Raw genomic sequence first — 12283 nt, 5'->3', positions numbered from 1 at the left:
GTTCAGAGCAGCGCCGTCAGCTCGGCGATGACCTCGTCCAGTGGCGCGGTGCTGCGCTGCGCGCGGGCCAGGATGACCGCGCCCTCGATGGAGGCGACGGTGAGTGTGGCCAGCCTCGCCGCTCGATCCTGTGGGACCCCGTGCGCGACCAGAAGGTCGCGATACTGCTTCTGCCAGCCGCTGAACACCTCGCGAGCGATTTCGGCGGCGGCGGGGACCTGGTCGCCGCCACCGACGGTCAACGCGACGATCGGGCAGCCCGAGCCGTAGTCGCTGGCGGTCAGCAGCGACCGCCAGAACTCGGCCAGGTGCGCGAGTGCATCCTTCGGGTGCATCGGACCGTCGTCCTTCTGGAGGAAAGCGGACATGCGCTCACCGGCAGCCCGGGCCGCTGCGGTGATCAGCTCCTCCCGGCCGCCCGGGAAGTGGTGGTAGACCGACCCGCGCGGCGCCCCGCTGTCGGCGAGCACGCCGTCGATCGTGATGCCGGCCGCACCGCGGGTGGCCAACAGCTTGACCGCGCTGTTGACCATCCGCTCCCGACTACTGACCTTGTCTTGGGGCATCGCTGCCTCCTTCCCATCACTATGGAATATGACAGAATCCATAGTCCTGCGCAATAGGCACACGCTCCGCCCGGACGCGTACGGCCGAGCCGGTGACGTCCCCCTTCGAGGCCGCCGACGCCACGGGTGCATCCGGCGTCGGGGCAGAGCAGCCCTGTCACCGCGCGCGTGCAACAGAGCCGGGAATCCAGTGCCGCTTCAGGCAACGTCGCCGCCTCGCGTACGCGCCCGTCCCGGGCGGGCTGATCTTCGCGTCGGTGTGGGCCTCCTCCAGGCGCCCGGCCATCTGCTTCCATGTCGCGTCGAGGACCCCGTTCGCTCCCGCAGGTGCTCCTGGGCGTCCTCCTCCAGGCTCAGCCCGGCCAAGACGTCCTCGCGGACCGCCTTCCAGCCCTTGCCGTCGAGCAGGCGGGCGCGCGGGTCGGACCAGCGGTGCGAGGGGGGCGCGAGGATGTCGCGCGCTTGAGCGCGGGGAACAGCTGCGCCAGCACGCTCACCACGTACGCGTCGCGGTCCACCGCCCCCTGCGGCAGCTCGGCTTTGGCGTACACCGCCTTGCGTCAGTGCGCCGACACAGCTTGTCGTCGGCCTCCCGCGGCAGCGGCTTCGCCCACCTTCCGCCGCGACAGCGCCGGCAGCCGCTTCACCCCGGCCAGGATGCGGGCCCCGCCGGTTGCGGCCCCCAGCGGCTTCGACTCTCCCGACAGCGAAGGGAACGACTTGTTGAAGCGCAACGCCAGCGCCCACGCAGCGCGGACTCGGCCGCACGGTCGTCCTCCGGGACCAGGCTCACCACCACGGTGGCCGCGCTGGACAATGCCGCCCGGGACGCAACCTCCTCCAGCGCGGTCGCATCCACATCGCAGCCGCTCTGCTCGATCAGCTCCAGCTCCTGAACGAACAGCGTGGACAGGCGCTGCTTGCCGATGGACCGATTCGCGGTGCTGATCAACCTGGTGGCCATCAGGATCTCGAACAGATCCAGGCGTCGTCGATCGCCTTGGTCTCCATGTGACGCATCACCGCGGTGAGCATCGCCGTGCGCTTGGGCTCCGGGGTCCGCTCCAGCTTCGGCGCCTTGGTGCCCAGCCCGTCCGTCGGCCTGGCGCGCTACCTTCGGGCCAACGTGCGGACCAGACGGAGACGCTTCGAAGCGAGGTGCGTCCGGCGAGTGGGTGAATGCGGGTGTCCGGGGGCTCGCAGTGCAACGGTTACTGACGCGGCCTGGGCAATCGCGATCCGCTCGGCATTGACGGCGAGAGCTGTCACCGCCGACATGAAGAGCGCCACGGCAAGTGTCGTGTCCACTTCGCCGAAAAGTCCTCGCACCCAGGACATGACGATGCCAACACCCCATGTTGCCGCCACGCTTCCCGCGGGAGGAGTTGAGCCCGACCACAGCGGCGCTCGGCGTGAACCGGATCGTGGTGATCCACGATCCGCGTGGCGATCACCCAGGCGGCAAGAGCGCCGCGCTGGTCATCTGCACCATCGGCCCCGTGTCGGCGTTCACCCGATCCCAGGCCCGTCCAGTTGCGTCGGCGGCTGCCGTACGCCAACTCCGGGCACGGTCGCCCCCACGCATGTGCCTCCTCCTCAACTGTGCACTCCCGAGCCGTACGAGGCTTCCCGCTCAACAGCAGAGGGTCAGACCCGCATGCCTCGAACGTGCCGAGGCTCGGTGACCAGACCGAAGATCACAAGGAGCGACAGTGCCATGGTGGCTAGCGACCACAACGGAAAGGTGGAGAGGAACATCATCTGGCCGACCAGGCACAGTCCTGACAGGACGATGCCGGTGATCCGGGCGCCCCGTGATCCCACGAAGACGCCGACGCCGGCCAGTAACTGTGCGACACCGATGGTGATCCACACTCAGCCCCAGAAGGCATAGTTGAAGATGAGCAGTCGGTTGCCGTGATCGGTTGTCGTCTCGTAGTAGCCGTCGTCCAGCAGCGCGACGAAGCCGTTGATGATGTTGAACAGTCCACCGAGCATCAGAAGGATTCCGGCGAAAGCCACCCAGTGGGACCGCTCCATGGGCGGCACGGCACGTTCCTCGGACGTAACACGTTCCGGCACCATGCTCCGACTCCACCAGACAGTCCACCGACGGGCCACAACTGGTCGGCCGTTCGTGACGAAGGATGCCGCTGGTGTTTCTGCACCGGTTGCCAAGCCGCCTCCCGCTCGTAGCCGTCCGATCCGCCGTTGCCGCGGCGGTGACTACCGTCGTCGCCTGTGGCCCCCGGCGGACCCGGTCGGGGACATCCCCAGTGCTGGGGGAGACGGTTGCGGCAGCTGGCCCTACGCCGAGTAGGAGGGACGGGCTGTCAGCCATGACGCTCGTTTGACGCTCTGGGCGCCCGCACGCGGGTCAGCGAGCGGAAAAACCGTCCTTGACCTGGGCCTTTGCGTACCTTGCTCAGGCCGACATATTTCCGATGACGCACCACGTGGAGTGTGTGGCGATCCTTGAGCCCGCCGAAAAGGGCCGCTGACCTGGTGTTTCTCCGAGTGTGCGTGATGGGCGTTACGTGCGTTGGGTGCGATATCTTGACGCATATTCGACGCTCGTTTGGCGCACGGACGGCGCGGTTTTTGATGGGTCGTCATGCGCGGTGAGTGACCGCCGGCTGGAGCCCTCGGGTGTGTGGTCGTAGGTACCTTGAGGTGGCTGGGGCGCTGGCTGTCGAGCTGTCGGCTACTCCTGTCTCATCCGCTTCTCGGTAGTGACGTTCCGTGACGCTAGGTGGGGCGTCCGGTGCGGGTTGTGTCAGGGGTTCTTTGGAGCGTGGAGCCCCACCGCGCGTGGCCTTCCGAGATCATCGGCTTGAATGGGCCGTCAGCGAGTTGGCCGAGTGGGACCGGACACACCCCCCCGGGCGCCGGGCCTTCCATGTCGGCACGGGCGGACCGTCCGCCCGAGGCGCAGGCTTTGGCCGTATGCCTTCGTCGAGGCTAGGGTGTGCCGCCGTACTCGGCGGATCGCTCCCCTGAAGAAGGTGGGAATGGGGCTCAAGGACGCAGACCACGCGGGGCTGGTTGTCGCGGCGCAGGCCGGTGACGATCGGGCGCGCGAGGAGCTCATCGCCGCGTACTTGCCGTTGCTCTACAACATCGTCGGGCGAGCGCTGAGCGGACATGCCGACGTCGACGACGTCGTCCAGGAGACCCTGCTGCGCGTGGTGCGTGACCTGCCCGCCCTGCGTGCCCCGGAGAGCTTTCGGTCCTGGCTGGTGTCGATCACGCTCCGCCAGATCAACACCCACTGGCACCGGCAGCACGCCCTCGCCGACCGGACCACGGTCATCGACGAGGCACGCCGGATACCGGACGCCGGCGCCGAGCCCGTGGACGTGACGATCCTGCGGCTGCACGTGTCGGACGAGCGGCGCCGGGTCGTCGAAGCCGGCCGGTGGCTCGACCCGGACCACCGGGTGCTGCTGTCGCTGTGGTGGCAGGAGTGCGCCGGCCTGCTCAGCCGGGAGGACATGGCCGCCGCGACGGGGCTCACGGTCGCGCACGTCGGAGTGCGCCTGCAACGCATGCGGGAGCAGCTGGAACTGTGCCGGACGATCGTCGCCGCGCTGGAGGCCGACCCGCGCTGTCCGCAGCTGGGGGAGACCGTCGTCGGCTGGGACGGTCACCGTGCATCGGTGTGGCGCAAGCGGATCGCGCGGCACACACGTGACTGCCCGGTCTGCATGGCGACGTCGGCGGAACGGGTTCCGGCCGAACTGCTGCCCCTCAGCCTCACGACGCTGGCCGTCCCGGCCGCACTGATCGCCGCGCTGGCCGCCAAGGGCTTGCTGTCGGGTACGGCAGCGGGCGCCGCCGGGCTGGCCGCGGCCCCCGTCGCCGTCGGCACGGCGACGGGGGGAGGCGGTCTGCACGGCGCTCTGATCGGCAAACTCCAGGCGGTGACCGCTCATCCGCTGGTGAGCCTCGCGACCGGCGCGGTGCTCATCGCCGGGACCGCCACCTATGCGACCTGGCCCGAACCGGCGCCTCGTTTGCCCGGCGCCACTGCCGCTCCCACGGTCGGCACTCCCACGCCCCTTCCCTCGCGCACCACCACCTCGGCGGGACCGTCCCCGACGAGTCCGTCCCCGGTGAGCCCGCCCTCGGTCGGCCCGTCCGCCGTCGCGGGCACCGTTCCGCTGGGCGCACAGTCGCTGGAGTCCGCGGACAGTCCCGGCCTGTTCGTCACGTACACGGGCGACTTCGCGGCGCTCGGCAGCGTCGCCGCGTCCAGCAGCGCGCAGGCACGTCAGCGGGTCACCTTCACGGTCGTCGGGGGACTGGCCGACATGCGGTGCGTCACCCTCCGCGCCGCAGACGGCCGGTATCTTCGCCACCACTACCTGAGGCTGCGGCTGAGCACCGACGACGGCAGCGCACTGTTCCGTGAAGACGCCACCTTCTGTCCCCGTCCCGGGGCGGTCGCCGGGTCCGTGACCCTGCACGCGCACAACTATCCGGGATCGGTCCTCCGCCACCGCGACGGCGGTATCTGGCTCGACGGCTCCGACGGCACGCGGGCCTTCGCCGGCCAGGCTTCCTTCATCGTGCGCAGCCCCGGGGCCTGAGCACCGCTCCTCGGGCGATCCCGACCGAGTCGCACAGTCACAGCTGGTGCTCCTCCAGCCGGATCCCCCACGGTTCCTGCCCACGCCGTGACCGGCGTTCACTGCAGATCGGTGCGGCGCCCCTCTTCCACGGGCGCGACCAGGCCACGACGTCCGGCATAACGCTTTCTGCCTGCGAGATGCATCACTGGGCAATCCTGCGGACGGCGCGACTTTTCTGTTACGAGACCGCGAGCTCGGAAGCCTCCACTTCAGGGGTGTCCTTCCCGCCGCCTGTCATGACGTGCCGGCGCGGCTGGGTCCCGACGTCCCTCACTGACTATCCCCTGAAGAAAGCCCCTCACATGACGCAACACACCCACGAACCCAGGGCGACCGGTACGCAGGGCCCCCGAGGAGAATCATGAAGGGCCTGCACCGGCTCCGCCGGCGACGCCGGACATGGGCGATAGGACTGTCGGCCACGGCGCTGGTGGCCGGCGTCGTGACGCTCCTCCCCAGCTCCGCCGGAGCCGCGAGCCTGGGCACCCAGGCTGCCCCCTCGGGCAGGTACTTCGGCACGGCTGTGGCCGCCGGCAGGCTCGGTGACTCCGCGTACACCGCGATCTCGGACCGGGAGTTCAGCATGATCACCCCGGAGAACGAGATGAAGTGGGACGCCATCGAACCGTCCCGCGGCAATTTCAACTTCGGCCCCGCAGACCGGATCGTCAACCATGCCATGGCACGCGGCCAGCGCCTACGCGGCCACACCACGGTCTGGCACTCGCAGCTCCCCTCCTGGGTCAGCTCCATCCGCGACGCGCAAACGCTGCGCAGCGTGATGAACAACCACATCACCACCCAGATGACCCACTACAAGGGCAAGATCTACGCCTGGGACGTGGTCAACGAGGCGTTCGCCGACGGCGGCAGCGGCCGGCTCCGCAGCTCGGTCTTCCAGACCGTGCTGGGCAACGGCTTCATCGAGGAAGCCTTCCGCACCGCCCGTGCGGCCGACTCCTCTGCCAAGCTCTGCTACAACGACTACAACATCGAGAACTGGTCGGACGCCAAGACCCAGGGCGTCTACCGCATGGTCAAGGACTTCAAGTCCCGCGGCGTGCCCATCGATTGCGTCGGGTTCCAGAGCCACTTCGGGGCGGGCGGCCCGCCGGCGAGCTTCAAGACCACCTTGGCCGCCTTCGCCGCCCTGGGCGTCGACGTCCAGATCACCGAGCTGGACATCGCCCAGGCATCACCCACCCACTACGCGAACACGGTCAGCACCTGCCTGTCCGTGGCTCGGTGCACCGGCATCACGGTGTGGGGCGTCCGTGACAGCGACTCCTGGCGCAGCGGCGAAAACCCCCTGCTGTTCGACGACAACGGCAAGCCCAAGCCCGCGTACACCGCCGTCATGAACGCTCTCAAGACCGGCTCCGGTACCACCCCGGTCAAGCCGACCGACGGTACCGGGGAAATCAAGGGCGTGGCCTCCGGCCGCTGTATCGGCATCCCCGACTCCACCACCGCCAACGGCACCCGGGCGCAACTGTGGGACTGCAGCGGACAGGCCAACCAGCGCTGGACCTACACCGCCGCCAAGCAGCTGAAGGTCTACGACGACAAGTGCCTGGACGCCAAGAGCAAGGGCACAACCAACGGCACCCCGGTGGTCATCTGGGACTGCAACGGCGGCGCCAACCAGCAGTGGAACATCAGCACCAACGGCACGATCACCGGCGTCCAGTCCGGGCTGTGCCTCGACGCCGTCGGCGCGGCCACCGCGAACGGCACCAAGATCCAGCTGTACGCCTGCGCGTCCGTCAACAACCAGAAGTGGACCGCCTCGTCCGGGACGGGCGGCGGCACGTGTGCTCTTCCGTCGACGTACAAGTGGAGTTCGACGGGTGCCCTCGCACAGCCGTCGAACGGGTGGGCCGCGGTGAAGGATTTCACCAACGTGGTGCACAACGGCAAGCACCTGGTCTACGCGTCGAGCGCGTCGGGAACCTCGTACGGCTCGATGGCGTTCAGCCCCTTCACGAACTGGTCGGACATGGCGTCGGCCGGCCAGATCCGGATGAGCCAGAACGCGGTGGCGCCCACGCTGTTCTACTTCGCGCCCAAGAAGATCTGGGTGCTGGCGTACCAGTGGGGTGCATCGCCCTTCAGCTACCGCACGTCGAGCGACCCCACCAACCCCAACGGCTGGTCGGCGCCGCAGCCGCTGTTCACCGGCAGCATCCCCCGCACCGAATCAGGCACCGGGCCGATCGACCAGACCCTGATCGCCGACGAGAAGAACATGTACCTGTTCTTCGCCGGTGACAACGGCAAGATCTACCGGGCGAGCATGCCGATCGGGAACTTCCCGGGCAACTTCGGCTCGTCGTACACGACGGTCATGAGCGACACGACGAAGAACCTCTTCGAGGCGCCGCAGGTCTACAAGGTCCAGGGCCAGAACCAGTACCTCATGATCGTCGAGGCTCGGGGTGCGAACGAGCGGCGCTACTTCCGCTCGTTCACGGCCTCCAGCCTGAGCGGTTCGTGGACCCCGCAGGCCGCCAGCGAAAGCAACCCCTTCGCGGGCAAGGTCAACAGCGGCGCGACCTGGACCGACGACATCAGCCACGGTGACCTGGTCCGCACCAACCCCGACCAGACCATGACCATCGACCCCTGCAATCTGCAGTTCCTGTACCAGGGCAAGTCCCCCACCGCAGGCGGACCCTACGACCGACTGCCGTACCGGCCGGGTGTCCTCACCCTGCAGCGCTGACCTGCCCGATCCACGGTTGCACAAGGAGAAACACCCCCCATGAACAACCCCACCAACGCCGGGCGCCGCGGACGTCACCGCCGTCGCAGGACCGCCACCGCTCTGCTGCTCGGTGTGCCCGCCACCGTCGTGCCGTACCTCCTGTTCGTGCAGGACGACTCGCAGGCCGCGACGGTCGACGACAGTGCCTACTACAAGCTGGTCTCGGTGCGCAGCGGCAAGGTGCTGGACGTCAACGCCTTCTCCACCGCCGACGGCACCCGCATCCAGCAGTGGACTGATCAGACCACCGCCAACCAGCAGTGGAGGCTGAGGTCCACCGGCGACGGCTACTACGAGCTGGTGAACCGCAACAGCGGCAAAGTGCTCGGCATAGCGGGCGATTCGACCGCGCAGGCGGCTGCCGCCGAGCAGCAGACCGACAGCTCCTCCGCCTCCCAGGAGTGGCGGGTCGACGACGTGAGCGGTACCGACGCCGTCACCTTCACCTCCCGCAGGAGCGGCCAGGTCCTGGACGTCTCCGGAGGCTCCACGGCCGACGGCGCGGCGGTCATCCAGTACGGCGGCCATGGCGGCACCAACCAGCAGTGGAAGCTGGTGAAGACGGCCGAGGCCCCGGCCACCGGGACCGGACCGTACGCGTGGAAGAACGCCCAGGTGGTGGGCGGGGGTTACGTCACCGGCCTGGTGTTCAACCCGCGGGAGAAAGGTCTTCTGTACGCGCGTACAGACATGGGCGGCGCCTACCGCTGGGACGCCGCGGCCGAGCAGTGGATCCCGCTGACCGACTGGGTCGGCGAGAAGGACTGGAACCTGCTGGGCATCGACGCGGTGGCCACCGACCCCGTCGACCCGGGTCGGCTCTACCTGGCGGCGGGCACTTACACCAACGAGTGGGCCGGCAACGGCGCACTCCTGCGCTCCACCGACCGGGGCCGCACCTTCCAGCGCACCGACCTGCCGTTCAAGCTGGGCGGCAACGAGGACGGCCGCGGGGCCGGCGAACGGCTGGCGATCGACCCCTCGGACAACCGCACCCTGCTGCTGGGCACCCGTAAGAACGGCCTGTGGCGCAGCACCGACAGCGGTGCGACGTGGCGGCAGGTCTCCTCGTTCCCCGTCAAGGACGGTGCGGGCAGTGGTGCGGGCGTCTCCTTCGTGACGTACGGCCCGGCCGGCAGCAGGACGGTCTACGTCGGCGTCGCCGACAGGTCCACCTCTCTCTACCGCTCCACCGACGGCGGCAGCACCTGGCAGGCCGTCCCCGGCCAGCCCACGGGCCAGTTGCCGCAGCACGGCGTGCTCTCCGGTGACGGCTCGCTGTACCTGACGTACACCAACGCCCTCGGGCCCAACGGCGTGACGGCGGGCTCGGTCTGGAAGCACACGCCGTCCGGTGGGACTTGGAAGGACATCACCCCGTCCCGCGGCTCGTACGGGTTCTCCGGGCTGGCCGTCGACCCGCGCAAGCCGTCCACGGTGATGGTCACCACCCTCGACCGCTGGTGGCCCGAGGACGAGATCTACCGCACCACCGACGGCGGCACGACCTGGAAGGCACTGGCGGACAAGTCGGTGCGGAACGCCTCCGCCGCTCCGTACATCGGCACCCACACCGGGCACTGGATGACCGCACTGGCCATCGACCCCTTCGACTCCGGGCACGTGCTGTACGGCACCGGCAACGGCATCTGGCGTAGCAAGGACGCCGACGCCACCGACAGCGGCGGCACCAGCCACTGGACCGTCGGAGCGCGGGGCCTTGAGGAGACCGCGCTGATGGACGCGATCGCCCCGCCCGGCGGTGCCACCGTCATCACGGCCATGGGCGACCAAGGCGGCTTCCGCCACGACGACCTGACCAAGGTGCCCGCCGGGCGGCTGAACAACCCGATGATGACCAACAGCACCGACATCGACTTCGCTCAGGCCAACCCCTCGATGATGGTCCGTGTCGGCCGTGGCGGCGCGCAGGACGGCGCCTACTCCACCGACGGCGGCGTCAGCTGGAGCGGCTTCACGTCAGAGCCGGTGGCCGGCGCCCAGGATGGCCGTGTCGCGCTCGCGGCGGACGGCTCCGCCATCGTCTGGACCGAGTCCGGCCAGGTCCCGTACCGCTCGACCGACAAGGGGGCGAGCTGGTCGAAGGTCAGCGGCCTGCGCACCGACGCCGTGGTCGTCGCCGACCGCTCCTCGGCCAAGACCTTCTACTCACTGGTTGGCGGCACGCTCTACGCCAGCACCGACGGCGGCGCGACCTTCACCGCCCGCGCCACCAACCTGCCCACCGGCCGGCTCACGGCCGTCCCCGGCGTCGCCGGAGACCTGTGGATCGCCGGCAGCGCCAAGGGGTTGCTGCACTCCACGGACGGCGGCCGCACCTTCACCACGCTCACCACGGTTCAGTCCGTCTCCGCCCTCGGCTTCGGCAAGGCCGCACCCGGCGCCTCCTACCAGGCCCTGTACCTGATCGGCACGGTCAAGGACGTCACCGGAGTGTTCCGCTCGACGGACAAGGGCGCCACCTGGCTCCGCGTCAACGATGACGCCCGCCAGTGGGGCAGCATCGGTGGCGTCGGCGTCATCACCGGCGACCCCGACACCTTCGGCCGCGTGTACGTCGGCACCAACGGACGCGGCCTCCAGTACGGCGACCCGTCCTGACTTCGACGCCGGAGCGGACACACGTTCGACGTGTGAGCTGACGCGCTATCAGCAACAGGAAGCCGCCCTCCTGACCGGTGCGACATCTCGGTTGGAGGGCGGCTTTCTGCTGTAGAGCGGTACCGCTTGCGGTGGACGGGCTGGTGGTCATGGTGCGCCTTCTCGGGCGGGCGGCACGGCCGCGGGGCTGGGCAAGGTGGGCATGGTCCGCTGAATGCGTACGGGGAGAGGGCTGCAGCAGGAGCGCGGGCACGACCTGGAGGAGCGTGCCGGGCCGGGTGTCCCTTTCACCGTGTACATCGCCGATGACCCCTCCTGCTCGGCACGTCATGGAACCCGTCCGGAACCTCCGCGCAGAGGAGGTGGTGTTGCCAGTACTGATGCGCCTTCGCTGACCCCGTCGTGTGCCGGGTCCTCACGGGCTCAGGTGGACCTGCATGACCGCCACGGCAAGCGGCGGGAAGCCCCTCGACGTCAAGATCCACCGGCTCGCGTGCCCGGCGGTTGAGTCTCCAGCGGCTGGAGGGTCCAGGATCTCGCCCATGGAAGACGAACGCCGCGACGTGCTCACCATCGGTCAGCTCGCGCACCGCACCGGACTTTCGGTGCGCACGCTGCGCTTCTGGTCGGACGAGGGAGCGGTGCCGCCCGTGGCCCGCTCCGCGAGCGGCTACCGGCTGTACGACGCCGAGTCCGTGGCCCGCGTCGAGCTGGTCCGCACCCTGCGGGAGCTGGGCCTCGGGCTCGACGACGTGTGCCGCGTCCTGAGCGGCCGCACCACGGTCGCCGAGGTCGCCGACGCGCACGTGGCCGCACTCGACGCGCAGATCCGCTCCCTCAAGGTGAGCCGGGCCGTCCTGTCCACCGTATCGAAGCGTGGTTCGACCGCTGAGGAGACAGCACTGATGAACCGGTTGGCACGGCTTTCCGCCGCCGAGCGCAAGCAGATCATCGACGAGTTCAAGGAGGAGGTGTTCGGCGGTCTCGACGTCGACCCGCGCCTGCGTGACCGCATGCGCACCTTCAGCATCGAACTGCCCGACGACCCGACACCCGAGCAGGTCGACGCCTGGATCGAACTGGTCGAGCTGGTGCGGGACCCCGGTTTCCGAGCCCGGATGCGCACCATGCTGGAGCTGAGCACCCCGGTCCCCGGGCAGGATCGTGCCCCCGGGGCGTCCATCTGGTGGGCCAGGCAGGTCGTGCAGACCGTCGCGGAGGTGAGAAAATGCGGGATCGCCCCTGAGGGACCGGCTGCGGCCGAAGTGCTGTCCGAGCTGTTCGGCGACGCCGACAGGGCCGCCGTGCTGTTGTGCCTGGAGGCCGGGATCGAGGCAGGGGCGGATCGCTACCGCAGGCTCGTCGCCCGCGTGCGCGGACAGTATTCGTCTCCCGACACGTCGGAGGAGCTGGAGTGGCTGGCGCGAGCCCTGCGTGCCGCGGTTCAAGCCTGACCGGCCGTACCGCCCCTGCCCCGCCTGGGTTGAGGCGAGCCGGAGCGAGGGGGCGGCGGTCAGTCGGCCGTGCTGCTCCATCAGCACCTCCCGCAACGACTGGGGAAGGCCGCCGTCCACCCGGGCTGGGGCGCCTTCACCCCCGGCTGGATCACCCGGCGTAAGAGCACACCGGCCCCGCCTGACCCGGCCCACGCGGCAGGAAGCCCCTCCCACACGCGGCTCAAATCGACGAATACA

The 12283-nt window shown here is 69.3% G+C and carries 5 protein-coding genes and 2 pseudogenes; 4 read left to right on the top strand and 3 right to left on the bottom strand.

Annotated features, from left to right (window positions below; translation table 11 throughout):
• Positions 1-2 precede the first annotated feature (2 nt).
• From ACZ561_RS25245 to ACZ561_RS25235, 3 genes and pseudogenes are all read right to left on the bottom strand, one after another.
• Positions 3-566, bottom strand: coding sequence for a TetR/AcrR family transcriptional regulator (locus tag ACZ561_RS25245; RefSeq protein ID WP_470999081.1), 564 nt, complete (start codon positions 564-566; stop codon positions 3-5).
• A gap of 241 nt (positions 567-807) precedes the next feature.
• A pseudogene (locus tag ACZ561_RS25240) lies at positions 808-1655 on the bottom strand (Tn3 family transposase); the annotation flags it as partial.
• Between the two features lie 558 nt (positions 1656-2213).
• Positions 2214-2606, bottom strand: a pseudogene (locus ACZ561_RS25235) (DUF7144 family membrane protein).
• Positions 2607-3577: 971 nt separating this feature from the next.
• Here ACZ561_RS25235 and ACZ561_RS25230 point away from each other — a divergent pair.
• From ACZ561_RS25230 to ACZ561_RS25215, 4 genes are all read left to right on the top strand, one after another.
• Positions 3578-5158 (top strand): sigma-70 family RNA polymerase sigma factor, encoded by a 1581-nt coding sequence (locus ACZ561_RS25230; protein WP_470999079.1) that lies wholly within the window; start codon positions 3578-3580, stop codon positions 5156-5158.
• Between the two features lie 403 nt (positions 5159-5561).
• On the top strand, positions 5562-7925 hold the full coding sequence (locus ACZ561_RS25225) for a non-reducing end alpha-L-arabinofuranosidase family hydrolase (RefSeq protein ID WP_470999077.1): 2364 nt from the start codon (positions 5562-5564) through the stop codon (positions 7923-7925).
• Between the two features lie 39 nt (positions 7926-7964).
• Entirely contained in the window at positions 7965-10589 is a 2625-nt protein-coding gene (locus ACZ561_RS25220; protein ID WP_470999075.1) for an RICIN domain-containing protein, read from the top strand.
• 542 nt (positions 10590-11131) lie between these two features.
• On the top strand, positions 11132-12043 hold the full coding sequence (locus ACZ561_RS25215; RefSeq protein ID WP_470999073.1) for a helix-turn-helix domain-containing protein: 912 nt from the start codon (positions 11132-11134) through the stop codon (positions 12041-12043).
• The last annotated feature ends 240 nt before the right edge of the window (positions 12044-12283 follow it).

This window comes from Streptomyces sp. NPDC039609, from assembly GCF_055596705.1.
The sequence above is the reverse complement of the archived record's forward strand: the minus strand, read 5'-3'. Positions and strand labels throughout refer to the sequence as shown.

Bases quoted from the DNA above. Each gene is read 5' to 3' on its own strand.
- ACZ561_RS25230 (WP_470999079.1), top strand. From the start codon at position 3,578: ATGGGGCTCAAGGACGCAGACCACGCGGGGCTGGTTGTCGCGGCGCAG.
- ACZ561_RS25225 (WP_470999077.1), top strand. From the start codon at position 5,562: ATGAAGGGCCTGCACCGGCTCCGCCGGCGACGCCGGACATGGGCGATA.
- ACZ561_RS25220 (WP_470999075.1), top strand. From the start codon at position 7,965: ATGAACAACCCCACCAACGCCGGGCGCCGCGGACGTCACCGCCGTCGC.
- ACZ561_RS25215 (WP_470999073.1), top strand. From the start codon at position 11,132: ATGGAAGACGAACGCCGCGACGTGCTCACCATCGGTCAGCTCGCGCAC.
- ACZ561_RS25245 (WP_470999081.1), bottom strand. From the start codon at position 566: ATGCCCCAAGACAAGGTCAGTAGTCGGGAGCGGATGGTCAACAGCGCG.